Below are 25,515 nucleotides of genomic sequence, written 5' to 3' on the forward strand. Positions count from 1 at the left end.
ATCACCCTATTGCATTTTCTTTCATCGCTTCCTTAAGTCCACTGTAGTACTTTCTTCCCACCGGAATTTCCGTATTGTCTATCAATGTAATTTCCTCATAAGTGAAATTCTTTATATGTTGCAATGAAACTAAAAATGATCTATGCACTCTTATAAAACCCTTTGCAAACAGCAGGTTTTCGAGTTTTCCTATAGTCGAAATAAACTCAAAACTTTTACTGCCGTAGTACACGGTTATTATTTTTCCTCTAACTTCAAAATATTTTATATCATTTATTGCGATATTCCTATATTCACCGATGCCGGTAAAGAGAATATACTCTTTTGATTTTTCAGATGCCGTTTTGAAAACACCCTTTATTATCTTTACCGTCTTTGCACCGTCAGTCTCACCTTTCACAATATAGTTGAAGGCTCTAACATCAAAAGCTCCCAACATATGATTCTTTGAAACTGTGGTGAATACTATCTCTCCGATATATCCGTTTGAACGAAGTTTTGATGCCGCCTCCATGCCGTCAATTCCCGGCATATTTATATCCAGAAACATTACATCAATAAGCTCAAGTTTATCTTCCACTTCAAATAACATCTGCTTGGCGCTCTCAAACACCTCAAATTCCGTATCAAGGCCCTCCGACTTTGATATATGTGTAGTGATTTCTAACAAACTCTTTCGTTCTATTGGATTATCATCACATATAACTACTCTCATAATCCAAACCTTATATCCTATTTGTTATTTTTTACCTTCTCAAGTAAATTATTGATTCTGTTTGTAGGTGTCAATAGACCGCTTATAGTAGAATCATGGTTCAAATTGTCAATAATAAGAGCCACATACTTACTCATCTCAACATTGTAGTAATAAGGTTTGCTTAAGAGATTAGGTGACTGGTACACTAAGTTTGTTGTAAATATACCGTCGATAATACCGTTCTCATAATATTTATCAAATTTTGCAAAGCCGTTTGTGAACAGTCCGAAAGTTGCACAGACAAAGACTCTTTTTGCCTTTCTCTTTTTAAGTTCCTTAGCGACTTCCTGTACGCTCTCACCTGAAGATATCATATCGTCAATGATTACAAGATCTTTACCTTCGACATCTGAGCCCAAAAACTCATGTGCGATAATCGGATTTCTTCCTTCAACCACCTTTGTATAATCTCTTCTTTTGTAGAACATACCTACATCAAGTTTCAGCATATTTGCAAAATATATTGCCCTTCTCATTCCGCCTTCATCAGGAGAAATAATCATCATATGATCCGAATCAACCTGTAAATCCGGGAAATGTCTCAAAAGTCCCTTTGTATACTGATAAATCGGCTGCACAGTTTCAAATCCCTTTAAAGGAATAGCATTTTGTACTCTTGGATCATGTGCATCAAATGTAATGATGTTGTCAACTCCCATATTTGTGAGTTCCTGTAATGCCAGTGCGCAGTCCAAAGACTCTCTTCCGGTCTTTTTATGCTGACGGCTCTCATATAAGAAAGGCATTATAACAGTTATTCTTCTTGCCTTTCCGGCTATTGCCGCAATAATTCTCTTAAGATCCTGGAAATGATCATCCGGTGACATATGATTTATTTTTCCTGACAGTGAATAAGTCATGGAATAATTACATACATCCACAAGCAAATATAAATCATCACCTCTTACAGATTCCTCTATGGTTCCCTTAGCCTCACCTGAGCCGAATCTTGAGATTGTCGATTTTATAATATAATTTTCTTTCTCATACTCTGAGAATAAAAGTGTATCCTTATGCTCACTTTCTCTCTCTTTTCGCCACTCTACAAGGTAATTATTTACTTTTTTTGTAAAATCCTCCATTCCTTTAAGAGGTATAAGTCCCAAAGGACCTACAGGAATAGAATCAATCTTTTTATCTTCGTACAGCATTTTCCCTCCATTACAGCTTTGCTCTAATATCATTTCCAAATAATCTTATATACATGAAACTCTTTCTTATTCTGGAAGTAACTCTCTCACTGTATATATCTCTCATTTCATCCAGACTGAGATTAGTTGATATTATAGTAGATTTTTCGGTGTTAACCCTACGGTTTATTATATGGAAAAATTCGGTAGTTGTAAAGTGATTGGAAAGTTCCGTGCCCAGATCGTCAATTATCAGCATATCACTTTCATACACCTCTTCAATAAGAAGCAAATATTTTTGATCCTCACTTTTTTCCAATTTAACCTTTACCAATGCTTCAAAAAGTTCTTTTGCACTGAGGTATATTGCGGAATAGTATCTGTCAAGTAATACCTTGGCTATACAATTGCTTAAGTAGGTCTTTCCTACACCGGTATTACCGCTGAATATAATATTTCTTCTGTCATTTTCTTCTAAAGCCGTATCAACCGCATTTTTACTTGCGTTTATTTTAAAATATTTGTCTGCAAATTTCTCACAAAATCTTTTTACACCCTCCATATAAGCGGCATTTGTCATATTCTGCCCCGGAAGTATTGTTTTATTATCATAATAATCAAATGAGAAATTTTCAAAATTTTCTTTACTTAATATATTTTCAAGATTTGATTGAGCATACAGAAGTTTTCTTATCTTTAGCTGAAGGCAATGACATTTTTTTCCGTCAATATATCCTGTATCCTTACAGTCTTTGCAATCATATGTTATTTCCATATAATCTTTTGGAAATCCGGCGGAAAGCAAAAGTTCTTCTTTTTTGTTTTTTATACTGTCAATATCGTTTTTTAAATCATTTATTGACAATCTTCCCGATTTCAAGCTTTCTTTGTATCTGGAAACAGCCACACTTCCTGTGGAATTGTTTAATTCCTTCATTTCAGGTATCTTTTCATATACCTCTTCAATTCTTCTGACCTGTGCGGCTCTGTTATTTGCTCTTATATTTTCATATTCTCTCATTATTGCATTATATGAGGAATTATCTATAGCCATATATCTCCTTTAAGTCAAACTATAAATTGTTCAACTCATTTAAAAACTTGTCCTGCATATCAGAATCAATATTGTCATTTCTCTGCTCAAAATTATTAAACTTTGACGTTGAAACATTAGTTGAAGTTTTCGGAGCCGCCTTTACCTTCTCATCATGTTTTTCGTCCTGAGCCTTTATATCTGAAAGTGTACGCACATTCTCATTATGCCATCTTGTAAGTATACCGTCGGCGTATGAAAAACTCTGTGATGATGTGTTAAGTACTGTTCTGCTGATAGCTTCAACAACTATCTCCGTGCTGAATCCGTACTCGTCAAACCACTTTTTAACAAATCTTAATTCAACCGGTGCCAAAACTCTGTCATATATTCCGAATGCCTTTAACACGGCTTTATTTTCATTGAAATACTTCACATTGTCTTCTTTGGCTTCCTCAACCGTAGTAATGCCTTTTTCATGGAATGAAAGTGCCACTCTTTCAATATAGTTTATACTCTTTTTACCTTTTTGCACTGAAACTTCCGCTATGTACTCAAGTAAATCCTTTGACATACCCACAACATCATAAAGATATGCCAGCTTTTCAGTATCTGTAGGTGTAAATATCTTTTCAGTATATGTCTGCACACAGAATACCAGCTCCTGAAAATCTTCATCGCCTTTTAACTTAGTCAAATCCACCAGGCTTCTGTCAGGAAGCTTTGGCGGCTCTGTTTTTACCTCAGGTATCTCAGCCTTTGCTTCACTTTCTGAATTATTCTCTACATCGGTATCTTTTGCCGGGTCAAGCCTTTCCTGATCGCTTTCTTTTAGATTTTTCGCTTCGTCAAGGCTTTCCGATTCAACTACTTCTTCTTTTAAAGCTTCCGCTCCCATACCTGCTTCAAGCATTTCTCGTCTTTTATATACTTCTTTTGCCGCCGCCAGGATACGTCTTGCTTCCTCAAGTTCTTCTTTTGAAGGCATACCCTTTGTAATAAGAACTTCTTCAAAGTCGTCGCCGTTTCCAAGCTTACCTATATTCTCAGCCTTTTCTATCAGCGCTCCGCTCTTGCACCAGTATGCTATAGCTCTTTCAACATCCTTTATAGTAAGTTCAAGGGCATCGGCTATGATTTCGGGATTTATCAGTCTGTCAGCATTTCTCAGCATAAAAAGGTACACCTTTATATAATCACCGTTTGCCTTTAGCATATATTTATCTATAAATTCTGACGGCAAACTTACAATGCTTGTTATATCTGCCTTTAAAAATTCGTACTTCATAGCTCTCCCTTTGTCTTAAAACTATATCTCTATAAATTATTTTCCGAGTAAAAACTCCCCCACTCTTAAGATATCTCCGGCACCCATGGTAATCAGTAAATCACCCTTTCTCAAATCCTCCAACAGATAATTTTCTATCTCATCAAAAGTCTCAAAACTTGTGGAATTTCCACCAAGTTCATTTATTCTTTTTGAGAGAAGATTTGAACTCATTCCAAGATTGTCTGTCTCTCTTGCAGGATAAATTTTTGCAATTATAACCTCGTCCACATTCTTTAATACATTGGCAAAATCATTAAAAAATGCTTTCGTTCTGGTATATGTATGTGGCTGAAATACCACTACAAGTCTGTCATGAGGATATCTCTTTGCAATATTTAATGTAGCCGATATCTCGCTTGGGTGATGTGCATAGTCATCAACTATTGTGATACCGTCAAGTTTTCCCTTAACCTCAAATCTTCTGTCTACACCCTTAAACTCCGAAAGTCCTTTTCTTATATCTTCGATACTTACTCCAAGTTCAAAGGCAACACAAATAGCAGCCAAGGCATTGTATATATTGTGGTTTCCTCCTACACAAAGTTTTACATTCTCATATGTCTCTTCTTTATGTACAAGATCAAATGTCGGATACCCCAAAGCATCATATCTTATATTTGTAGCATAGCAGTCACTGTTTTCGGTTCCGTATCTTACCACATTGCCCTCAAACCCTTGTGTAATTTCTCTGTTGTTTTTAATCTTATCATTTATTATTATACAACCATCAGGACTTGTATTTTTTGCAAAATTCTTAAAAGAGTTCCTAATTTCATCTAAATCCTTAAAGAAGTCCAGATGATCCTCTTCAATATTCAATATAACACCTACTGTAGGATATAACTCAAGGAAACTGTTTGTATATTCACAGGCTTCTGTAACAAATGTGTCACCCTTGCCTATATAAATATTTCCCTTTATCTTCTTTACAATACCTCCTACAGAGATTGTAGGGTCAAGATTTGTATCAAGTAATATGTATGACAACATAGAAGTTGTTGTAGTCTTTCCATGTGTACCGCTTATCGCTATACTCTCTTTAAACTTCGACATTACATAGCCGAGAAGCTCTGCTCTGGTCATCATTTTTATATTCTTTTCTTTAGCCGCAATAAACTCAGGGTTATCATTATGTATGGCAGCCGTATATACAAACAAGTCTATATCATCACTGATATTCTCATTTTTTTGCCCTACAAATATTTTTACACCTCTTTCCTCAAGATCTTTTGTCCTGTTATTAGCCTTTGTATCAGAGCCGCTCACTTCAAAGTTCTTTTCAAAAAGTACTCTTGCAAGTCCGCTCATACTTATACCACCTATACCGCAAAAATATATGTGCTTTATATCATTAAATTTAATATTTTTCAAAAGATACCTCCCGAGTTTACCTTATTTTCTTATTTTTTTCTTTTTTACACTATAACCAAAGGTACCCAGTACCTTTGAAAGTCCAATATACTCTCCATGATTATATACTACCATGTCAGCTTTTGTCAGGTCAAATTTGTTTTTTTCATCCATATATTTTGCATCTACATTTACTGCAACCACCTTTGCTATAAACATATGATGTGAACCAAGCTCAATGATATCTTCAACTTTACATTCAATGCAAACCGGACTTTCTTTAATAGATGAAGCAGCTACCACCTTTGATGGCAACTGCTCTATCTTTAATACTTTCCATTTATCAATATCTCTGCCTGATTTTACGCCACATTCATCTGCTATTTTTACCAGCTTTTCATTTGTAAGATTTATAACAAATTCTCCCGATTTTTTTATTATATCATATGAATATCTGCTTGGTCTAAGAGAAATATAAACCATGGGCGGATTGGTACATATTGTACCTGTCCACGCCACAGTAACTATATCGCTTCTACCTTCAGAATCTGCACAACTTACCATTACCACCGGTACGGGGTATAGCATATTTCCGGGTTTAAAATCAATTCTCATTTTTCTTAAAGTATTTCTTTATATTTTTTCTTTGAATATTGTTTGTTTTGGCTTTGTTGTTATTCGCTATATCAGATTTTTCTTTACTGAATCTGTCCTTAAAGTTTTTATCTTTGATATTATTATCTTTGATGCTTTTATCTTTAAAGTTCTTTTCTCTGATATTTTTTGCCGTTCTGCTCTTTTGTGACGAATCTTTTCCCTGCTTATCTTTAGGAGCGAAAGGAGCTCTCTTACTCTTGAAGTTTCTTCTCTTTTTCGGCTTTTCGCCCAATCTCTCACAGATTTCATCAATAGTCTTTGCCAATGTTTTTTTCATCTCATTGACTGTAATATCGGCATACTTTTCATAAAGCGGAACTCTTTCAAGATAAAGATCCTTTAAACTTTGTCCTTCTTTTAAGGTGATTCCTCGCTCTCTTAAATCGCCAAGCCTTGACTTTATTGCGGTATATGAAAGTTCCAGATATATTATTACACTGATTTCTTTTAAATGCCGCATTGCTTTTTCACCATATACCACACTGCCTCCCGGCGATATGATACTATTTTCTAAATCCAATCCGGCATTTACCTCGTCCTCAATTTCTCTGAAACCTTCATCACCATGCTCTTCTATAAGTTCCTTTAAGAGCTTTCCGTATTTTTCCTGAATAACAATATCGGTGTCTACAAACTTTTTACCAAGCCTCTTTGCCAAAACCACACCGACTGAAGACTTACCTGATGCAGGCATACCGATTAATGTAATATTAGTTTTTTTCCCCATATCTCTCCTACATCTGTATTCCTATTACAAGACTTGGTACAAGCTGTTTTTTCCTTGATACCACCGAAGCAAGCTCTATTACACCTGAATCATTTATCTCATAAGCACCTTCTTCGATTCTGAAGGACTTCATTACAAGAGCCATCGCACCCGAACCGACACATATAAGTCTTGTTGACTGCTCCAATATATTGGTAAGCATAAAGAACATCATATCCTCGGCACTGTTTTCATGAAGCTTTACAAGGAAAGGCAGGAGTCTGTTTTCAATACCTCTCAGCTCTTCCTCATTCAATGAACTGATCTGTCCTATTCCTATATTAATTTTTCCAAGTGCAAATGTCTTATAATCCTGATGGAAAATCTGCTCATCGGTCTTACCTGTAAGATTGCTTGCTGAAGCAAACATCTGGTTTGCATACTTTTCTATATCAATACCTGCAATTCTTGCAAGGTCAAGGCCTGCAGCCTTGTCTACTTCAGTACATGTAGGTGATCTAAACAGCAAGGTATCTGAAATAATAGCGGAGCAAAGAAGACCCGCAATCTGCTTTGGAATCTCAACCCCTTTTTCATGATACATCTGATAAATAATTGTAGATGTACATCCGAGAGGCTGATTTCTGAAATAAACAGGCCCCATAGTCTCCACTGTCCCCAGTCTGTGATGGTCTATTATCTCAAGCACATTTGCATGTTCTATACCGTCCACCGCCTGACTCTTTTCATTATGATCCACCATAATTACTCTCTTACCCTTGGCACCGAGAAGGTTTCTTCTTGAAAACATTCCAAGATATTTCCCGTTTTTATCAAGAATAGGGAAGTCTCTATGTCTTACAGTCGCCATTACTTCCTTTATTTCGTCCAGATAGTCTTCATTTTCAAATGTAATAAGATTCTCAGTCTTCATAAAGTAATTTATAGGCATGGACTGGTTTATAAGTCTTGCTACGGTAAATGTATCATAGGCCGTTGTAATTATAGTGGTTCCATGATCCTTTGCAAGCTTCTTTATAGTCATGGATGCACCGGCACCCTCACATACTATAATACATGCCGCACCCATCTCAATGGCACAAAGTTGCATCTCATATCTATTTCCCAGTATTACAAGATCATCCTTCTCTATATAGTATTCCATCATATCCGGATTTGCGGCGGCAACAACTACTTTACCCGAATTAAAATAGGCCTTGTCATCACCCACTACCAAAGTTCCTTCAATTGTTTCAATAATATTTGAATATCTTGTATTTGCTTTTGCAAGTATTCTGCTGTCATATATATTCATATATGAATTTGCAATATCACTGACCGATATTATTCCTTCAAGATCACCGTCACTGTTTACAGCAGGTAAAGTCACCACATCAAGTTCCTGCATAAGTCCCCAGGCTTTTTTAAATGATATATTCTTATCAACTCCCTTGGTATGCTTTATCTCAACATCTTTTACTTGAGTTTTCACACTTTCAGTAAGCTTAGGCGGTTTAACCTTGAAGTAATTCAATACGAATTTGGTTTCCTCATTGATTTCGCCGGCACGCCTTGGTGAAAACTCCCCCTCTTCAGTTTTTGACTTTAGATCGGCATAACCTATAGCCGCACAGATTGAATCCGTATCCGGGTTCTTATGTCCCATTATCAATGTTCTAAGCTTTGTCATAAATTCCTCTTAATTAAAAATTTTGTCAGGATACACTCCCTTATCTACTAAGGCTCTTATTGAATTAACAACAATCTCCTTATCTTCCTTATATGTTACTCCAAACCACTTGTCATGGCTCTTTAATACTTCTACACTTATTCTGTCAGCCTTGATAGCTTCATCTATTACTGACGGCAATAAGTACTCATTTTTCAACTCATTTGTCATGCTGTCAAGGAACTTCGGAAAACCTTCTTCCAAAATATCAAGAAATTCAGGTGTAAGTCCCCACATATTCATGGAAACAATATCATCAAGATTTACATCTCTTTTATTACCGTTTTCATCAACAGCATTTAAAACCCCGTCTTTTAGCTCAATCTCAAAAGTCTCGGTCACATCGGCGAGCTTATTGCTTGCATCGGCCTTACATACTCCTCTCGTAACTCCGCCATTGTCTGAAAGAGTATTCTTAAGTACAAAGCCTGCCATACACAAATCAAGCTTTTTGCTGTTTTTGTCCATTTTATTTGCCATATAGTCATATATTACTTTAAAGCCTTCTTTTCCGTAATAATCATCCGCATTTATTACTACAAACGGTTCATTTACAATGCCTTTTACGCAAAGCAACGCCTGTCCGGTTCCCCATGGCTTGCTTCTTTCTTTCGGACATTCAAATCCTTCCGGCAAATCGTTAAGATCCTGAAAAGCATAATCCACATCTATATATTTCTTTACTCTGTCCCCGATGATTTCTTTAAAATCCTTCTCCAAATCGTGACGGATTATAAATACAACTTTATTAAATCCTGCTTCCTTTGCATCATATATGGAATAATCCATAATAATCTCACCATTTGGTCCCACAGGTGCCAATTGCTTTATGCCTCCGCCAAATCTTGAGCCGATGCCGGCCGCCATAACTACTAATGTTGCATTCATCTTGTATCCCCCTTATGTTTATTTTTTAGTTATCTTCCGATGAATAGTTCGGTGCTTCTTTTGTTATATGGATATCATGAGGATGACTCTCTTTTAATGATGCGGCACTTATTTTTATAAATTCCGAAGTTTCCTGAAGAGTCTTTATATCCTTCGCTCCACAATATCCCATACCCGATCTGAGTCCTCCAAGCAGCTGGAATACAGTGTCTTCCACCAGTCCCTTATACGCCACTCTTCCTTCTACTCCCTCAGGTACAAGTTTTTTTGCATCTGTCTGGAAATATCTGTCCTTACTGCCTTTTTCCATAGCCGCAAGAGATCCCATACCACGATAAACTTTATATTTTCTACCCTGATATAATTCAAAGTCTCCCGGTGATTCATCACATCCTGCAAAGAGTGAGCCCATCATACATACATTTCCGCCTGCTGCCAATGCCTTTGTAATATCACCTGAAAATTTGATTCCTCCATCTGCAATTATAGGTATATTATACTCCTTTGCCACAGCATAGCAATTCATTATTGCACTGATTTGCGGTACACCTATACCTGCAACAACTCTGGTGGTACAGATAGACCCCGGTCCTATTCCGACCTTTACACAGTCCGCTCCGGCTTCAATAAGTGTTTTTGTAGCCTCACCTGTTGCCACATTTCCGGCTATAACCGGAAGATTCGGAAATTTTTCCTTAATCGCCTTTATACAGTCAATTACATTTTTTGAATGTCCATGTGCTGAATCAAGCACCACAACATCAACCTTTGCATTTACAAGGGCTTCACATCTTTCAAGTACATTTCCCGTAATTCCGAGTGCCGCTCCGCAAAGCAGTCTCCCTTGAGAATCCTTGGCTGAATTAGGGTACTTTATCTGCTTTTCTATATCTTTTATTGTAATAAGTCCTTTCAGATTACCGTTCTCATCCACTATAGGAAGCTTTTCTACACGAGCACGCGCCAATATTTTCTTGGCCTCATCCAAAGTAGTGCCTTCAAGCGCCGTAACCAGGTTCTCTTTTGTCATGCACTCGGATATTTTCTTTGTATAATCCTCTTCAAATTTCAAATCTCGATTTGTAATAATACCTACAAGCTTTTTCCCTTCCGTTATCGGAACCCCTGAGATTCTATACTTTGCCATCAGCTCATTGGCATCTGAAAGTGTATGCTCAGGTGAAAGATAGAAAGGATCCGTAATAACTCCGTTTTCCGATCTCTTTACCTTATCAACTTCCTGTGCCTGCTCCTCAATACTCATATTCTTATGAATAATTCCGATTCCGCCCTGTCTGGCCATAGCTATAGCCATTCTATGTTCTGTAACAGTATCCATTCCTGCACTCATCAAAGGAATATTTAATTTAATATTCTTTGTTAAATATGTAGAAATATCGATTTGATTTCCTATAACTTCTGAATATGCCGGTTGCAATAGTACATCATCAAATGTGATGCCTTCACCTATGATCCTTGCCATGGTTTTTCTCCTTTTTTGCCGGATACACATTGACCGTCCACACGGTTCAATGCAATTTCTATTACTTTTTTCTCATTAGTCTAACAAATACAAACTACTGTGTCAATCGTTGTCAAGTATACTTATACCGATATCATTTCTCATATACTTGTTTTCAAAATCCACAAGTTTTGTGGCTTCATAAGCCTTTTTTCTTGCATCTTTTAGTGTAGCGGCCTTGGCGGTAATTCCAAGAACTCTACCTCCGTTTGTAACTATATCAGCTCCTTCCCTTTTTGTACCTGCATGGAAGCAGTATAAATCGTCTCTGCCCTTAAAATTTTCAAAGCCGGTTATCTTCTTTCCCTTTTCATATTCAAGCGGATAGCCGTCACTTGCAAGTACTACACATACTGCGGCATTATTCTCAAATTTAAGCTCGATTTTATCCAAAGTTCCGTCAATACAGGCTTCAAAAACATCTATAATATCATTTTCCATTCTTGGAAGTACTACCTGAGTTTCAGGATCTCCGAATCTTGCATTGTACTCAAGTACCTTCACTCCTTTATCTGTAAGCATCAGTCCATAAAAAATTATACCTTTAAACTCTCTGCCCTCGGCTCTCATAGCATCCACGGTTTTTTGATAAATATGCTCCTTACAATACTTATCTATTTCTTCAGTATAGAAAGGACTCGGACTGAAAGTCCCCATACCTCCGGTATTTAAACCCTCATCACCGTCCTTGGCTCTTTTATGATCCTGTGCCGAAGTCATAAGTGCATAGTGCTTTCCGTCTACAAATGACAGTACACTGACTTCTCTTCCCTCTAAGAATTCTTCTATTACTATGGTATTTCCGGCATCTCCAAAGGATTTTTTGGTCATCAGCTCCTCTATTCCGGATATTGCCTCGGACTTATCCTTGCAAATCAGTACACCTTTTCCAAGAGCCAAGCCGTCAGCTTTAAGTACTATAGGGTATTTGACATTTTCAAGATACTTTAGGGCCTCTTTCGGGTCACTGAAGTTTTCATATCCCGCTGTAGGTATACCATACTTTTTCATAAGATCTTTTGAAAAAGCCTTTGAACCTTCCAGTATTGCGGCATTCTTCCTCGGCCCGAATACTCTTAACCCTTCAGCTTCAAAGTAATCAACTATACCTTTTACCAGCGGATCATCCATTCCTATTATTGTTAAATCTATCTTTTCACTCTTTGCAAAGTCTCTCAGAGCTTCAAAATCCATAACCGATATTGCCACATTTGTTGCAATGTCCTCAGTGCCTGCATTACCCGGGGCCACATAAATTTTGAGGTTCCTTTTACTCTCGGATAATTTCTTTACTATGGCATGCTCTCTGCCGCCTCCACCTACTACTAAAATTTTCATAAGCTCTCTCCATTTGCAATTTTTTCAATAGCCTTAGGTAAAATAATCCATTCAGCCTCTTCCATTACTCTTTTTTGCAAGGACTTTGCATCATCTCCCGGGTGAACATCCACAGCTTTTTGAAGTATTATCCTGCCTGTATCTATTCCGGCATCTACAAAATGTACTGTGGCTCCCGTTACCTTAACCCCTCTTTTTAATGCGGCCTCATGAACTTTCAAACCATAGTAACCCTTACCGCAAAAGCTCGGAATCAAGGAAGGATGGATATTTATTATTTTATTTTCAAAAGCTTCCACTATATCCTCTGATATATTTACCAAAAAACCTGCCAGTACAATCAAATCCGGATTAAGCCCTTGCAGTTCATCAAGTAACACCTTATTAAACTCATCTCTGTTTGAAAAGTTTTTAGGTGATATACATTTTGCATCTATTCCTGCTTTTTTTGCTCTTTCCAAGGCATAGGCATCACTGTTGTTTGATATAACAGCTTTTATTCTTACATTTTTTATCTGTTTTTCTTCTATCGCTTTTATAATTGCGGCAAGATTGGTGCCACCTCCGGAAACCAGACATACAATATCAAACATTATCGCTCCTTTATATAAGCTCTATTCCCTTTGCGCCTTTTTCTATATATCCGATTTCATATGCCGACTCTCCCAAAAAGTTTAATGCTTCAAGCGTTTTTGAAGCATCAGACTTATCAACAGCTATCACCATTCCGAGTCCCATATTGAAGGTATTGTACATCATCTCTTCTTTAATATCACCTGTCTTTGCCAATAGTTTAAATATTGCAGGTATTTCATAGGAGTCTTTTCTTACCACAGCCTTAGTACCTTCAATAAGCATTCTGGGTATATTTTCATAGAATCCTCCACCTGTAATATGTGAGCAGGCTTTAATCTTTATATTTTCATCTCTAACAGCTTTAAGTGCCTTCACATATATTTTTGTAGGTGCTAAAAGTACTTCTCCCAAAGTTTTCCCAAGTTCATCATAGTAGGTATCCAAGGATTCCTTTGTCATATCAAAAACTTTTCTTACCAAAGAAAATCCGTTTGAATGTACACCGCTTGAAGCAATACCTATCAAAACATCTCCTGCCTTTAAATCCTTTCCGTCAATAAGATTGCATTTGTCGGCAACACCCACACAAAATCCTGCCAAATCGTATTCATCTACAGGATAAAATCCCGGCATTTCTGCAGTTTCACCACCAATAAGTGCTGCTCCCGACTGTATACATCCGTCTGCTACACCTTTTACAATAGTTGCTATTTTCTCGGGATCGTTTTTCCCACAGGCTATATAATCAAGAAAAAACAGCGGCTCACCTCCCGCACAGGCCACATCATTCACACACATAGCGACACAGTCAATGCCTATGCTGTCATGTTTATCCGTTAAAAAGGCCAGTTTCAGCTTTGTTCCGACTCCGTCAGTTCCGGATAGAAGAACAGGCTCTTTCATATTCTTTATCTTACTTAAAGAAAATGCTCCTGAAAAACCTCCAAGTCCACCAAGGACTTCCGGTCTCATAGTAGCTTTTACATGTTGCTTCATCAGCTCAACGGCCTTATAACCTGCTTCAATATCCACGCCGGCACTCTTGTAATCCATATTACCTCCAATATACAAAACAAAAACAACTATTCAAAGAAGAAAGAACTGAAATTATATAAATCAGCCTTTCAAAAAAGTATCAACTCCCACATCTTTTAATCTTTTATCCTTGGCTTCCACCTCTTTAGCCATGCCGTCGCTGAATTTTTCAAGTTTGTCAAAGAGTTCTTCATTACTTAAAGCAAGTATCTTTGTGGCAAGTATTCCCGCATTTTTTGCACCGTTTATAGCCACAGTCGCTACCGGAATTCCGCCCGGCATTTGAACTATAGAATATAAAGAATCCACACCTCCAAGATCTGAAGTCTTTATCGGTACTCCTATTACAGGAATAGGTGTGAGTGCCGCACACATTCCCGGAAGATGTGCCGCCTTTCCTGCACCTGCTATTACAGTCTTTATTCCCCTTTTCTTTAAATCTCTTGCCCAGGCGAAGAAAATATCTGGCTCTCTGTGTGCTGAAATGATGTTATATTCATATTCCACACCCATATCTTTTAGGAAATCTCCGGCGGCTCTCATAACATTTAAATCCGAATCGCTCCCCATAACTATAGCAACCTCAACCATACTTACCTCCATTGTAAAAAATAATATTATTGTATAACTAACCATAGGCTTTGTTTTACAAGATAATTTGTAAAACAAAGCCTATGGATTTCTTTATTCGTTCAATATTTCACTGCCTTCAAGCACAAATCTGCCATCTTTGATGATATAAGTATTTGTACCGTCCGGCTCATTTGTATAGATATCCCCAAGCTCAACCAAAGGGATAGTAATGTCTGTATGACAATTAAAATATGCGCTCTTAATATCTGTCTTTCTCTTTATAGAGCATTCATTATCTCTGGCAATAATAGCCTTACCGTCAGGATTGTAAGAAACACTTTCTTCATCATGTGAATAACATGTATCTCCGAACGCAAAATGAGGACCCATTTTTTCAGCAATCAAAATAGGCATTTTCTCAAAAATGTCATACTTCTTAGCTACATTATAAGCCACCACATTTGTTCCTATGGAAAACTCGCCCATAGGTAAGGATTTATGTCCCTTTAAGATGGAATCTTCAACCATTCTTCTGTTGTCATCTCTTGTCTCAAAGTTCTCACAGATATAGTCCTCTATCATACCGTTCTTTACAGTTATGCAAAGATTCTTTAAATGATATCCTGCCAAAAAAACGTCCTTAACAAAAAGTGTACCGTTTGTTCCTACAAGCACAGGAGATGTAAACACCTCACCGACAGGAATATTTACATCGGCTACACAGTTTTCAAAATTTGTTTCCTTAGAAGGCTCCTTTAACTCATGAAGCTTTATAGTAAGATCTGTCTTATTATCTTTGCCTCCGATGACTCTTACAGTATCGGCCTTATCAAGTGCATCTATAATCTTTTGCTGTGCTTCTTTGTATTTGCCGGCATCCAAAGTATTTATTCTTATAATATCATCAAATATATTTAAATAAACCTCCGGCTCCTTTGCAATACTTGGAAGCGGCCATGCAATAATACAGAATGCAGTACCTGAAGTATCTATATACTCATCCTGTAAAAGCATCATTTCATTTCTGTAATTGTTCATCAAATTATTTTGTTTTTCAACAAAAGCATTGGCTGCAGTTTTCTTTACAGGCAAAAATTCAGTGTCACCGAATGCATCCATCAATGCAGGTCCACCGTATCGAGCCATATTTTCCTTTATCTCTTCAAATGTCTGCTTACTTATCTCAAATTTTCTGTCAAGGTATGCCTTCTTTGTAAAGATATTCATATCATACTTATGATCGTACTCAAACTGTCTGTTCACACCGCCGCTGCAAATGCCTCGATTTCTGATGTGTGACATATCAGCAAGTCTGTAAGGCTTTCTGTCAAGTACCACCTCAAATCCCATATCTTCAAAGAGTATAACAGCTTCTTTTACTATTCTCTCAAATCCGATGCGATATATCAAAGATACAATACTTCTCTTTGAGATATCCTTTTGCATTGCAACAAAACCATCCCTATATCCGTCTACAAAAGTTTTTGCACATAGTCTGACAGTCTCCATATCAAGTGAATTAAGGTATTTTGCAGTTTTTATCTCATTTTCACCGATGTATTCTCCGAATTTAAAAAGATATCTCAGATCGGACAGATCATCATTCATAATTATATTATAAAAAAATCTGTTGGAAGTAGTGAAGCTTTCTATTATCTTTTTTCTTGCTGTAATATCAAGATAGTCTGAAGCGTACCAGTAAATAGCTTCTGAGACTTCCTTGGCATCTCCGCCCTCAAGGCATATACCGTATACCTGTAAAAACAGCTCCAAAATATTGACAAATCCTTCAAGGTCTCCCTCAAATACTGTTATAAGTGCGGCTCTCACCTCAAAAGAAAGGCTTAGAAGCGGTGACATAAACTCCTTATCACAAAGCTTCTCCAATACATCCGGATTGTATACGGATTCATTATAATTTTCCTCTTTTAAATCATAAAAAAGTTCGTTTTGAGATATATTAAGTTCTTCAAAGCTTTGCTTTTCAAACTCTCCTGTATCTCTTTTTATTCTCAAATCATTTACTTGTTCCAAAAAGCGTGAGAGCTTCAAGAAAAAATCGCCAAATCTGATATCTTTCTCAGATTTTATCTGAGAAATCCTCTCCATTGCCAGATTTATTCTCTCTACTATCAGCCTGTTATCCCAAGAATAAATATCATAAACCATAGTAAAAATAAAACTCCTCCAATTATTGTAGTAATCACCGAAAGTGATTTCCTTGCCGTTCCCTGTTTAAAAGATTTCAGCGAATAATAAGATCCCGCCGCCGCAAATAGAAATGAACAAAGTGCAAAAGCCGATACCTGAGTACTTGGTGCACCCTGATTTTCTATCACTTTTCTTACAGCAAAAATAAGCAGTACCACGGCAACAATATCCATAAACAGTGCAAATTTTGCATCCTTTGCAAAAGGTCGTCTCATATAGTCGACCATATCTTTTCTACTTGTAGCAAACTTGGCCTTGTCCTCTGCCGATAAAAATATGTCGGAGTCCAAAATATTTTCTTCTCTTCTAAAAGGAATTCCTATTCTCTTTTTTTTAAAAAAACTCATTCCCGTCTCCATATGATAAATTTAAACAGAATAAAAATAATATATCCCAGAAAAACTCCCAATGTATTCAATATAATATCGTCCACATCAAAGCTTCCGACATTGGTCAAAAGCTGTATAACTTCCACCATAAGTGAAAACAGACAACCCTGAATCAAAGTCCTGAAAAATGCATTTTTTCTTCTGCCGATTATCGGTCTGAAAAATCCGAAGGGCATGAAAGCAAGTACATTGCCCCCCAGATTTATCACCGTTATCATCCCAAGTTTATCAAAATTATCAATATATCTTCTTATCTCAACAAATGGTGTTGTATTGTAACCATGTGCTTCAAGAGATATTCCTCTTCCAAATGCCTCTGCAAAAAAGAGAAAATAACATAATACCAAAAGATATATTATAAAAAAAATCATTCCTATGAATCTAAACTTAGTGCCAAGTTTATTCATATCAAAACTCTATATGTTTCTTTCCTGCCAGCAGTCTTGCTCCGTTTACAATGGACATAACACCTGTAGCAACTCCTACAACTATCATTATCACACCGATAGCAATTCCTGCTCCACCACAGAATTTCATAAGTTTATATATCTTTTCCATCTTTCCTCCGCCGGATTTTATTTTACTCCGTAAATCTTGTAGTAATCATCTATGGCTAACTTTAATTTATCGTCTATGATAATTCTTCCGCCCACTTCTTTATTATAAAGATACTCTACAACTTCATTCATCGTAACAATGGCTGTAGTCTTTATACCGTATTTTTCGCTTATTTCCACAAGCGCCGACTTCTCGCCTTGACCTCTTTCACATCTGTCCACACTTACTACAAGACCGAGTACATCTACATTTCCCTGTGCCTTAATAATAGGCACAGTCTCCTCAATAGATGTTCCCGCCGTAGTCACATCCTCTATTATAACAATCTTATCTCCGTCCTTAATAGGTGAACCAAGTAAAATACCTGTATCTCCATGATCTTTTACTTCTTTTCTGTTTGAACAGTATTTTACATCCACACTCTCTTCGCTGAGTGCCATTGATGTTGCAACACTAAGAGGAATACCCTTGTATGCAGGTCCGAAAAGTATATCGAATTTATCACCGAAAGCACCTCTTATAGCCTTTGCATAGTACTTTCCAAGCTTACTAAGCTGTGCTCCGCTTCTGTAAAATCCTGTATTAACAAAGAAAGGAGTCTTTCTTCCGCTCTTTGTAACAAAGTCGCCAAACTTTAAAACTTCACACTCTATCATAAAATCAATAAATTCTTTTTTGTAGTTTTCCATAAATTCTCCATTCAAAGGTTTATTTTACCAAACCTATAATCTCGTTTACATCTTTAAAGCCGTTATTTTCAAGATACTTTTCAATACCTTCTGCTACCTCTATACTTGCATTCGGATTGAAAAAATTTGCGGTTCCCACACTTACCATTGTGGCACCTGCAAGCATAAATTCTACCGCATCCTCAAAAGTGGCTATACCTCCCATACCTATTATAGGTATCTTTACAGCATTTGCTACCTGATAGACCATTCTTAGAGCAATCGGCTTAATGGCAGGACCTGACATTCCGCCAGTCCTGTTTGCTATTGCAAAACATCTCTTATTGATATCTATCTTCATACCGGTGATGGTATTTATAAGTGAAAGAGCATCGCTTCCTGCAGCCTCGGCAGCCCTTGCAATCTCGGTTATATCTGTAACATTCGGTGAAAGCTTCATGATAATAGGCTTCTTTGAATGAGCCTTCATCTGCTTTGTTATCTCACTTACACTCTCAACATTTGTACCGAAAGCAATACCTCCATGTGATACATTCGGACAGGATATATTGATTTCAAACATATCCACATCCTCGTCCGAGAGTCTTTCAACGGTTTCAATATAGTCCTCAACACTTCTTCCACAGACATTTACTATTATCTTTGTATCCTTTTCTTTAAGGAATTTCAAATCTCTTTCAATAAAGGTATCAACACCCGGGTTTTGAAGTCCGATAGCATTTAACATACCGCCGTAGACTTCCGCAATTCTCGGTGTAGGATTTCCCTCCCATGGGATATTTGCAACGCCCTTTGTAGTTACCGCACCAAGTCTGTTGATATCCACAAGGTCTGCAAACTCTTCACCATGTCCGAAGGTTCCGCTAGCAACAGTAACAGGATTTTTAAACTCCACACCTGCTATCTTTACTTTTGTATTTATCATAGTTCCACCTCCGAAGCATTAAATACAGGTCCTTCAGTACAGACTCTTTTATTTTTCACCTTGGAGTGACTGTCAATCTCGCTTGACTTACATGTACAAGCTAAGCATGCACCTATTCCGCATGCCATCTTCTCTTCCAATGACAGGAAGCATTCTATATTATTTTCATCCGCATATTTTTTTATTGCTCTGAGCATTGGAGTAGGTCCGCAGGCAAGAATTCTTTCGGCACTTAACCTATTTTCTCTTATAGCGTCCAGTACATTTCCCTTTGTGCCTATACTTCCGTCTTCACTGGCAATATATACTTTTCCATAGCTTTCAAGTTCATTTGCAAGGAAAGTATTACTGTCTCTAAATCCAAGTACAATGATCTTCTCACCATCTAATTGCTTTGCGGTTTCAAGCATTGGAGGTATTCCTATACCTCCTCCTATAAGGATAGTAGACTTTGAATCTGTAGGGAAGCCATTTCCAAGAGACCCCAAAACTTTGATATCATCTCCGGTTTTTAAGTTTGAAAATTCCTTTGTTCCGGTATTTTCACCTGTAACTCTGTACACAAGCCTTATAGAGTCTTTATCAACCTCACATATACTTATTGGTCTTGGTAAAAGCTTTGAAGGATCCTTTGTATATACATTTACAAATTGTCCCGGCTTTGTGGTCTTTGCTATATCTGTCTTTATCCAAATCGAATAAATATCTTTACTCAGTTCATCCTGGGAAAGCACCTTCCCGTTATCCATTATCTTTGTCATTTCACTTCTCTTTATAAAACTCTGTTTATATCTACTATCATATCCTTTACAGCCGCTCTTGCCGCATCACCAAACTCAAGTGAAGAATACTTTTCCTGCTTATATGCGGCTATGATTCCTCTTGAAGAGTTTACTACGGCACCAAGTCCGTCTTTATTAAAGCACGGCTTTAAATCCTCGGCTGTTCCGCCCTGTGCACCGTAACCCGGTACAAGGAAGAAGGTATTCGGCATCTTTTCTCTAAGTATTGCACTCATCTTAGGATATGTAGCACCGACTACGGCACCTACATTTGAATAGTTTCCGTCCATGCTCATAGCACCCCATTCACAGGTCTTCTTTGCTACAAGTTCATACAGAGGTGTTCCGTCTATAAGCTGATCCTGGAATTCACCGCTTGAAGGATTTGAAGTCTTTACAAGTACAAATATACCCTTATTCTCACTGTTACATACATCTATGAAAGGCTTCACACCGTCTGTACCGAGATATGGATTTACAGTCACAAAATCTGTATCAAATCCTACTATTTTTTCGCCCAATACATCACTTACTCCGATATGTGCCTTTGCATAAGCAAGTGAAGTTGAACCTATATCTCCTCTTTTTGCATCACCGATTACCAGCAACCCCTTTTCCTTGGCATACTCGACACTTTTTTGGTAAGCAATCATTCCCTCTATTCCAAACTCCTCATACATAGCTATCTGCGGTTTTACAGAAGGAATAAGATCATAGGTCTTATCAATTATCTCTTTGTTGAACTCAAAGAAAGCCTCTCCTATAGCCTTTGTGGTTTTTCCGTATTTCTTTATCTTCTCATCTAGTATATAATTCGGTATATGTGAAATAAGCGGATCTAAACCTACACATATAGGGGCATTTGTTTGCTTGATTTTTTCAATAAGTTTTGCAATCATATTTTCTCCTAAGAGCCCTTCGGGCATAATTATGTTTTTAAAAGTATAACACATATACCCGTATTATTTCAATAAATGCACGCTTGGAGATTGCCATGAATATAATAAAAACAAGAGATTTATCTGAAGATATGATAAATCAAATAAATTCCATAGTTGAAGCCCAGGATAAGGAGCATCATCTTCCGCTTTATTTTGATTTCAGTGATGAGAGATGTGTATATTATCTCTGTTATAAAGGTGAAAATCTAATGTCCGTTTTCGCTTTGTTTGAAATAGATGATAATATTTATGAAGTAATAGCTTTTACAGATACGGCAAACAGAAAAAAAGGTTATTTCAAAGCTCTGTTAAACTTCTTATATACTGATTTAAAAAACGGCACAGAGCTTTCTTTTATATGTGAAAGAAATTTTTTACCTGCAATTGAATGTGCAAAGAAGCTCTCATTTGACTATGACAGCACGGAAACTATGATGGAACTTGACTTGTCCACATATCAGGGCGATGAGATACCTGATATCGACATTTATGAGGAAGATAATGACATTTTCTATATTTATTATAAAGACGAAGAAATAGGATCATTTGGCTTTTATACTTTTAACTTTGATACCGGCTATATCTATTTCCACAGTTTTAATATATATGAGGAATATCAAACTAAAGGACTTGGAAAACTGTCTATGAGAGCAATACTTTTATTTTTAAAGGACATGGGAAAAACCAAGATTCATTTGCAACTGCTTTTGGAAAATACACCTGCATATAAAATATACAAAGACTTGGGATTTAGCATTTCAAGTGAGCTAAGCTATTACAAAAAATTTATATAGTAATATATTCTTTAAGTTTATATATTGCCATTTGTATTTATAAATGTTATCATATATATATTAATAGCGTACAATCAAATTTATATAAATCTAATATGGGAGGTGTATTTATGTTATATGAAGCAATACAAGGAATATTTATTCCTTTTGTAGGTACATCATTAGGTGCTGCAGGTGTACTTTTTATGAAAAACGGACTGGGCAGAAGTATTCAAAGAGCACTGACAGGCTTTGCCGCAGGTGTTATGGTGGCCGCATCCGTCTGGAGCCTTATAATTCCGGCTATTGAACAGATGGAAGAATCCGGTGCAGGTAGGCTCAGCTTTCTTCCGGCATTTATAGGTTTTTGGCTCGGAACCTTATTCTTACTGAGTCTTGACCATATAATTCCTCATTTACATATGTATGCAGACAAGGCTGAAGGTAGAAAAAGCAAGCTTGCAAGAACAACTATGATGGTACTTGCAGTTACTCTTCACAACATACCTGAGGGAATGGCAGTCGGTATAGTTTATGCAGGATTTTTAAACGGTAACATCGGTATATCTGCAGGAGCCGCTCTCGCACTCTCTCTCGGTATCGCTATTCAAAACTTCCCCGAAGGTGCCATTATATCAATGCCTCTTCATGCAGAAGGACAGAGCAAAATGAAAGCACTATTTTACGGTATCCTCTCAGGTGCGGTAGAACCCGTAGCAGCGCTGATAATGCTTGGCGCATCAAAGATATTTATCCCTGTGATGCCATATCTTCTAAGCTTTGCGGCTGGAGCTATGATGTATGTTGTAGTAGAGGAACTTATCCCTGAAATGAGTGAAGGTGAACATTCAAATATAGGAGTTATACTCTTTGCCTTCGGATTTACAGTGATGATGGCACTTGATGTGGCTCTAAGCTAAAAAACAGTAAATATATGAAAACAATGAATTTTACTCTCTAAAGAGCAAAATAGAAACATCCTGATAAGTACAAGGCGTTCCAGCTTTGTGACTTTGTCAGGATGTTTTTTTCTAATACTACTTATTTTGAGGTATAAAATATCATCTCTATGATAAACTGACCATCCATGTGCGTTTCTTAAAAATAACAAGTGATACAACAAGTCTGAATATCTCTTCTGTAGTAAGCAATGTATATACACCTACAATTCCCCATTTAAACACATATGCTGCAAGCATACAAAGAGGAATTCCTATACACCATGTTCCTATAATGTCAATAATCATTATAATCTTTGTGTTTCCTCCGCTTCTTATAATGCCTCCTCCAAGAATCATATTTTCAACCTTTACCGGGGCATATAGGGCAAATATTATAAGAAGAATTTTTCCAAGCTCTTTTACATTATTATCCACCTGATAAAATCCTGTATAGACTCCTGCCAACAATATAAGAATTGATGATATAAAGACTGCGCCTATTAACCCCGCAATCATAATTTTCCCTGATTCCCTATATGCCTCCTCATACTCTTTCTTTCCAAGCCTCTTTCCGACCATAACGCCTGCTGCAGCTGACAAACCACTTAAAGCACCCATAACCAGTCCCTGAATCGGAGCCGTAAGCATATATGCCGCAAGATTTGCCGTATCAAGATGCCCATACACCCCGGTTTCTACATTCTGCCCCAAACTCCAGAGAAACTCGCTTACAAGAATAGGTATAACCATTATAAAATAATCCGGTATGCTGATCCTTTTAAAATGTAATGACAGTATCGGCTTATCCCCATCTTTTTTGATACAAACAATAAATCCGATAAAAATAAATACTAGATTAAATAACTGAGAAACAAGGGTTGCAATTGCCGCACCTTTTATTCCCATAGGTGAAAATCCGGCTTTCCCAAATATAAGTATATAATTAAGTCCTGTATTTATACCTACAGCTAATAGGCTTGCTAAAAACGGTATGACAGCATGCTCCTTGCAGCGCAGCCATGTGGATAAAATGATACTGATTGCCATCGGAATATATGAAAATGCTACAATGCGAAAATACACAGCACCCATATTTATAATATCCGCATCCTTTGTGTACAGTCCAAGAATATGTGTCGGAAAAACTCCTGATGCAAACAAAAATAATGCAGATATTATTACTGCAAAAACCATGCTTATATCAAAGCTGCTCCATGCTTCTTTCATATCCTTTGCTCCGATAAACTGTGCTGTTAATATTCCTGCAACAGTTCCCACCGTACCTGTTACCACATGAAAAATCAAAGAAAAATTACCATACAGTCCAACTGCCGATATATTTATTTCCCCAAGCTGACCGATCATTATCTGATCAATAATTGAAAATGATGCCTGCAACATGCTCTGCAATGTAACAGGAACAGCTATTTTGCATAATGATTTACTAAACTCTGACATTATAATTCCCTTGTACTTTCTCTTTTTATAAGTTTTACCGGAAGAACTATTCTTGTATCATATTCCTTTCCGTCACGCATATCTTCAATACATTTGATTGCAGCCTTTGCCCTTAAATATGCGTCCTGATGAATTGTAGTCAATGCCGGAATGCTTTCCCTGCTTGCCATACTGTCATCCATCCCGATTATTTGCAAATCTTTCGGAATCTGCACACCCCTCCCCTGTAAAAATTGCATGAAGTCCAGTGCATAATAATCGGATACTGCAAAAACCCCGGTAATATCAAGCTGTGAAAGTTCCAAAAACTTATCCTTGTAAAATTGTACTCTTCCTTTCTTTGTATTAGGTATTTTCCAGATTACAGTTTCCCCGGGTTCAAAGGCTTTGCAAAATCCGTCAATACGCTCCTTGTCCATACATATATAATTATCTGAGATACATAATGCTTTTTTATGTCCAAGCTTCTTAAAATATTCCCCTGCCTTATAACCTCCATCATAATGATCAATCACAAGATTAACGAATTTTGAGCATTTATCAAAATAGCCGTCATATACAACAAAAGATATCCTCATCTGATTTCGCAATCTTTCATAATTCTCTTCACAAAATCCCATCAGAATCAGCCCGTCCATATTCCACATTGAAGCAAACACTATTACTTCATTGATATCTGTCGTTGTTTTTACCATAAGGAAATATCCTTTTTTATTCACCTCGTGCGAAAGTGCGTTTAATGACGACATTACAAATCCGTCCTCTAAAACTCTGCCCTCATATTTGGGATGATCATTCACTACCACTCCGATAATTCTTGAATTATTTCTTGCAAGCAAAATTCCTGCCATATTAGGAATATATCCGGTTTTTTCAAGCTCCTGTTGAACCCTTTTTACCGTTTCATCCGAAATTTTCCGGGTTTTACCATGAATCACATTTGAAACCGTTGCTGTACTAAGCCCCAGCGCATCTGCAACATCAACAATCCTAACTCTGCTTTGTGCCATATAATCCCTTCTTCTCCCATTATTATCCGGTGTATTTTTGATAGATATTAGCCTTATTACTACTTTTCTAATATATTGTATAATAAAGAGATTTGAGATTTGCTCTACCATTTCTGATATTAATTAAATATCAATAATACATAACACCGGTGCATTATTTCTACATTGCCTAAAAGGTTATATTCCCCTTTCAGCAAATCCATTTTACAATAGG

The 25,515-nt window shown here is 37.0% G+C and carries 26 protein-coding genes; 2 read left to right on the plus strand and 24 right to left on the minus strand.

Annotated features, from left to right (window positions below):
• Position 1: 1 nt before the first annotated feature.
• From EHV10_RS11380 to pyrF, 22 genes are all read right to left on the minus strand, one after another.
• Positions 2 to 715: a LytR/AlgR family response regulator transcription factor gene (locus EHV10_RS11380; RefSeq protein ID WP_128674742.1), complete on the minus strand. Its 714-nt coding sequence runs from the start codon at positions 713 to 715 to the stop codon at positions 2 to 4.
• Between the two features lie 17 nt (positions 716 to 732).
• Positions 733 to 1,908, minus strand: coding sequence for a ribose-phosphate pyrophosphokinase (locus EHV10_RS11385; RefSeq protein WP_128674743.1), 1,176 nt, complete (start codon positions 1,906 to 1,908; stop codon positions 733 to 735).
• Positions 1,909 to 1,918: 10 nt separating this feature from the next.
• On the minus strand, positions 1,919 to 2,941 hold the full coding sequence (locus tag EHV10_RS11390) for an ATP-binding protein (protein WP_128674744.1): 1,023 nt from the start codon (positions 2,939 to 2,941) through the stop codon (positions 1,919 to 1,921).
• A gap of 19 nt (positions 2,942 to 2,960) precedes the next feature.
• The gene (locus EHV10_RS11395; RefSeq protein ID WP_128674745.1) at positions 2,961 to 4,208 is read right to left on the minus strand and encodes a DnaD domain protein; all 1,248 of its coding nucleotides are present in this window, start codon (positions 4,206 to 4,208) and stop codon (positions 2,961 to 2,963) included.
• Between the two features lie 36 nt (positions 4,209 to 4,244).
• Positions 4,245 to 5,621, minus strand: a complete 1,377-nt coding sequence (gene murC / locus EHV10_RS11400) for a UDP-N-acetylmuramate--L-alanine ligase (protein ID WP_128674746.1) — start codon at positions 5,619 to 5,621, stop codon at positions 4,245 to 4,247.
• A gap of 21 nt (positions 5,622 to 5,642) precedes the next feature.
• Complete coding sequence (locus tag EHV10_RS11405) at positions 5,643 to 6,215, minus strand: flavin reductase family protein (RefSeq protein WP_128674747.1); 573 nt, start codon at positions 6,213 to 6,215, stop codon at positions 5,643 to 5,645.
• The gene (locus tag EHV10_RS11410) at positions 6,205 to 6,984 is read right to left on the minus strand and encodes a shikimate kinase (RefSeq protein ID WP_128674748.1); all 780 of its coding nucleotides are present in this window, start codon (positions 6,982 to 6,984) and stop codon (positions 6,205 to 6,207) included. Before EHV10_RS11410 ends, EHV10_RS11405 begins: the two co-directional genes overlap by 11 nt.
• Positions 6,985 to 6,991: 7 nt before the next feature.
• Positions 6,992 to 8,653: a putative manganese-dependent inorganic diphosphatase gene (locus EHV10_RS11415; RefSeq protein WP_128674749.1), complete on the minus strand. Its 1,662-nt coding sequence runs from the start codon at positions 8,651 to 8,653 to the stop codon at positions 6,992 to 6,994.
• A 9-nt stretch (positions 8,654 to 8,662) separates the two neighbouring features.
• Positions 8,663 to 9,580 carry a nucleotidyltransferase family protein gene (locus EHV10_RS11420; protein WP_128674750.1) on the minus strand — a complete coding sequence of 306 codons (918 nt, stop codon included), beginning with the start codon at positions 9,578 to 9,580 and terminating at the stop codon, positions 8,663 to 8,665.
• Positions 9,581 to 9,605: 25 nt separating this feature from the next.
• Positions 9,606 to 11,063: an IMP dehydrogenase gene (guaB, locus tag EHV10_RS11425; RefSeq protein WP_128674751.1), complete on the minus strand. Its 1,458-nt coding sequence runs from the start codon at positions 11,061 to 11,063 to the stop codon at positions 9,606 to 9,608.
• Between the two features lie 102 nt (positions 11,064 to 11,165).
• On the minus strand, positions 11,166 to 12,440 hold the full coding sequence (purD, locus tag EHV10_RS11430; RefSeq protein ID WP_128674752.1) for a phosphoribosylamine--glycine ligase: 1,275 nt from the start codon (positions 12,438 to 12,440) through the stop codon (positions 11,166 to 11,168).
• Positions 12,437 to 13,033: a phosphoribosylglycinamide formyltransferase gene (purN, locus tag EHV10_RS11435; RefSeq protein WP_128674753.1), complete on the minus strand. Its 597-nt coding sequence runs from the start codon at positions 13,031 to 13,033 to the stop codon at positions 12,437 to 12,439. Before purN ends, purD begins: the two co-directional genes overlap by 4 nt.
• Positions 13,034 to 13,043: 10 nt before the next feature.
• Positions 13,044 to 14,069 (minus strand): phosphoribosylformylglycinamidine cyclo-ligase, encoded by a 1,026-nt coding sequence (gene purM, locus EHV10_RS11440; protein ID WP_128674754.1) that lies wholly within the window; start codon positions 14,067 to 14,069, stop codon positions 13,044 to 13,046.
• A gap of 63 nt (positions 14,070 to 14,132) precedes the next feature.
• Positions 14,133 to 14,642: a 5-(carboxyamino)imidazole ribonucleotide mutase gene (gene purE / locus EHV10_RS11445; protein WP_128674755.1), complete on the minus strand. Its 510-nt coding sequence runs from the start codon at positions 14,640 to 14,642 to the stop codon at positions 14,133 to 14,135.
• Between the two features lie 93 nt (positions 14,643 to 14,735).
• Positions 14,736 to 16,793, minus strand: a complete 2,058-nt coding sequence (locus tag EHV10_RS11450) for an aminopeptidase (RefSeq protein ID WP_128674756.1) — start codon at positions 16,791 to 16,793, stop codon at positions 14,736 to 14,738.
• The gene (locus EHV10_RS11455; RefSeq protein ID WP_128674757.1) at positions 16,757 to 17,182 is read right to left on the minus strand and encodes a hypothetical protein; all 426 of its coding nucleotides are present in this window, start codon (positions 17,180 to 17,182) and stop codon (positions 16,757 to 16,759) included. Before EHV10_RS11455 ends, EHV10_RS11450 begins: the two co-directional genes overlap by 37 nt.
• Positions 17,179 to 17,631, minus strand: a complete 453-nt coding sequence (locus tag EHV10_RS11460; protein WP_128674758.1) for a VanZ family protein — start codon at positions 17,629 to 17,631, stop codon at positions 17,179 to 17,181. The genes EHV10_RS11455 and EHV10_RS11460 overlap by 4 nt, the downstream gene beginning before the upstream one ends.
• Position 17,632: 1 nt before the next feature.
• Complete coding sequence (locus EHV10_RS14645) at positions 17,633 to 17,782, minus strand: hypothetical protein (RefSeq protein WP_167456730.1); 150 nt, start codon at positions 17,780 to 17,782, stop codon at positions 17,633 to 17,635.
• A gap of 17 nt (positions 17,783 to 17,799) precedes the next feature.
• A complete protein-coding gene (gene pyrE / locus EHV10_RS11465; protein ID WP_128674759.1) occupies positions 17,800 to 18,471 on the minus strand; it encodes an orotate phosphoribosyltransferase in 672 nt (223 codons plus the stop codon).
• Positions 18,472 to 18,490: 19 nt separating this feature from the next.
• Positions 18,491 to 19,396, minus strand: coding sequence for a dihydroorotate dehydrogenase (locus EHV10_RS11470; protein WP_128674760.1), 906 nt, complete (start codon positions 19,394 to 19,396; stop codon positions 18,491 to 18,493).
• Complete coding sequence (locus EHV10_RS11475) at positions 19,393 to 20,157, minus strand: dihydroorotate dehydrogenase electron transfer subunit (RefSeq protein ID WP_128674761.1); 765 nt, start codon at positions 20,155 to 20,157, stop codon at positions 19,393 to 19,395. The genes EHV10_RS11470 and EHV10_RS11475 overlap by 4 nt, the downstream gene beginning before the upstream one ends.
• 11 nt (positions 20,158 to 20,168) lie before the next feature.
• A complete protein-coding gene (gene pyrF, locus EHV10_RS11480) occupies positions 20,169 to 21,077 on the minus strand; it encodes an orotidine-5'-phosphate decarboxylase (RefSeq protein ID WP_128674762.1) in 909 nt (302 codons plus the stop codon).
• Between the two features lie 95 nt (positions 21,078 to 21,172).
• On the opposite strand from pyrF, the gene EHV10_RS11485 reads away from it, so the two are divergent.
• Together EHV10_RS11485 and EHV10_RS11490 are read left to right on the plus strand one after the other, a co-directional pair.
• Positions 21,173 to 21,913, plus strand: a complete 741-nt coding sequence (locus EHV10_RS11485) for a GNAT family N-acetyltransferase (protein ID WP_128674763.1) — start codon at positions 21,173 to 21,175, stop codon at positions 21,911 to 21,913.
• A gap of 110 nt (positions 21,914 to 22,023) precedes the next feature.
• Positions 22,024 to 22,812 (plus strand): ZIP family metal transporter, encoded by a 789-nt coding sequence (locus tag EHV10_RS11490; RefSeq protein WP_128674764.1) that lies wholly within the window; start codon positions 22,024 to 22,026, stop codon positions 22,810 to 22,812.
• Between the two features lie 147 nt (positions 22,813 to 22,959).
• On the opposite strand, the gene EHV10_RS11495 is transcribed toward EHV10_RS11490, so the two are convergent.
• Both EHV10_RS11495 and EHV10_RS11500 read right to left on the minus strand, forming a co-directional pair.
• Positions 22,960 to 24,291, minus strand: coding sequence for an MATE family efflux transporter (locus EHV10_RS11495; protein WP_128674765.1), 1,332 nt, complete (start codon positions 24,289 to 24,291; stop codon positions 22,960 to 22,962).
• Complete coding sequence (locus EHV10_RS11500; RefSeq protein WP_128674766.1) at positions 24,291 to 25,301, minus strand: LacI family DNA-binding transcriptional regulator; 1,011 nt, start codon at positions 25,299 to 25,301, stop codon at positions 24,291 to 24,293. Before EHV10_RS11500 ends, EHV10_RS11495 begins: the two co-directional genes overlap by 1 nt.
• Positions 25,302 to 25,515: the final 214 nt, after the last annotated feature.

Source organism: Lachnoanaerobaculum gingivalis, from assembly GCF_003862475.1.
Lineage (GTDB): Bacteria > Bacillota > Clostridia > Lachnospirales > Lachnospiraceae > Lachnoanaerobaculum > Lachnoanaerobaculum gingivalis.

Bases quoted from the DNA above. Each gene is read 5' to 3' on its own strand.
- EHV10_RS11380 (WP_128674742.1), bottom strand. From the start codon at position 715: ATGAGAGTAGTTATATGTGATGATAATCCAATAGAACGAAAGAGTTTG.
- EHV10_RS11385 (WP_128674743.1), bottom strand. From the start codon at position 1,908: ATGCTGTACGAAGATAAAAAGATTGATTCTATTCCTGTAGGTCCTTTG.
- EHV10_RS11390 (WP_128674744.1), bottom strand. From the start codon at position 2,941: ATGGCTATAGATAATTCCTCATATAATGCAATAATGAGAGAATATGAA.
- EHV10_RS11395 (WP_128674745.1), bottom strand. From the start codon at position 4,208: ATGAAGTACGAATTTTTAAAGGCAGATATAACAAGCATTGTAAGTTTG.
- EHV10_RS11405 (WP_128674747.1), bottom strand. From the start codon at position 6,215: ATGAGAATTGATTTTAAACCCGGAAATATGCTATACCCCGTACCGGTG.
- EHV10_RS11410 (WP_128674748.1), bottom strand. From the start codon at position 6,984: ATGGGGAAAAAAACTAATATTACATTAATCGGTATGCCTGCATCAGGT.
- EHV10_RS11415 (WP_128674749.1), bottom strand. From the start codon at position 8,653: ATGACAAAGCTTAGAACATTGATAATGGGACATAAGAACCCGGATACG.
- EHV10_RS11420 (WP_128674750.1), bottom strand. From the start codon at position 9,580: ATGAATGCAACATTAGTAGTTATGGCGGCCGGCATCGGCTCAAGATTT.
- guaB (WP_128674751.1), bottom strand. From the start codon at position 11,063: ATGGCAAGGATCATAGGTGAAGGCATCACATTTGATGATGTACTATTG.
- purD (WP_128674752.1), bottom strand. From the start codon at position 12,440: ATGAAAATTTTAGTAGTAGGTGGAGGCGGCAGAGAGCATGCCATAGTA.
- purN (WP_128674753.1), bottom strand. From the start codon at position 13,033: ATGTTTGATATTGTATGTCTGGTTTCCGGAGGTGGCACCAATCTTGCC.
- purM (WP_128674754.1), bottom strand. From the start codon at position 14,069: ATGGATTACAAGAGTGCCGGCGTGGATATTGAAGCAGGTTATAAGGCC.
- purE (WP_128674755.1), bottom strand. From the start codon at position 14,642: ATGGTTGAGGTTGCTATAGTTATGGGGAGCGATTCGGATTTAAATGTT.
- EHV10_RS11450 (WP_128674756.1), bottom strand. From the start codon at position 16,793: ATGGTTTATGATATTTATTCTTGGGATAACAGGCTGATAGTAGAGAGA.
- EHV10_RS11455 (WP_128674757.1), bottom strand. From the start codon at position 17,182: ATGAGTTTTTTTAAAAAAAAGAGAATAGGAATTCCTTTTAGAAGAGAA.
- EHV10_RS11460 (WP_128674758.1), bottom strand. From the start codon at position 17,631: ATGAATAAACTTGGCACTAAGTTTAGATTCATAGGAATGATTTTTTTT.
- EHV10_RS14645 (WP_167456730.1), bottom strand. From the start codon at position 17,782: ATGGAAAAGATATATAAACTTATGAAATTCTGTGGTGGAGCAGGAATT.
- pyrE (WP_128674759.1), bottom strand. From the start codon at position 18,471: ATGGAAAACTACAAAAAAGAATTTATTGATTTTATGATAGAGTGTGAA.
- EHV10_RS11470 (WP_128674760.1), bottom strand. From the start codon at position 19,396: ATGATAAATACAAAAGTAAAGATAGCAGGTGTGGAGTTTAAAAATCCT.
- EHV10_RS11475 (WP_128674761.1), bottom strand. From the start codon at position 20,157: ATGACAAAGATAATGGATAACGGGAAGGTGCTTTCCCAGGATGAACTG.
- pyrF (WP_128674762.1), bottom strand. From the start codon at position 21,077: ATGATTGCAAAACTTATTGAAAAAATCAAGCAAACAAATGCCCCTATA.
- EHV10_RS11485 (WP_128674763.1), top strand. From the start codon at position 21,173: ATGAATATAATAAAAACAAGAGATTTATCTGAAGATATGATAAATCAA.
- EHV10_RS11490 (WP_128674764.1), top strand. From the start codon at position 22,024: ATGTTATATGAAGCAATACAAGGAATATTTATTCCTTTTGTAGGTACA.
- EHV10_RS11495 (WP_128674765.1), bottom strand. From the start codon at position 24,291: ATGTCAGAGTTTAGTAAATCATTATGCAAAATAGCTGTTCCTGTTACA.
- EHV10_RS11500 (WP_128674766.1), bottom strand. From the start codon at position 25,301: ATGGCACAAAGCAGAGTTAGGATTGTTGATGTTGCAGATGCGCTGGGG.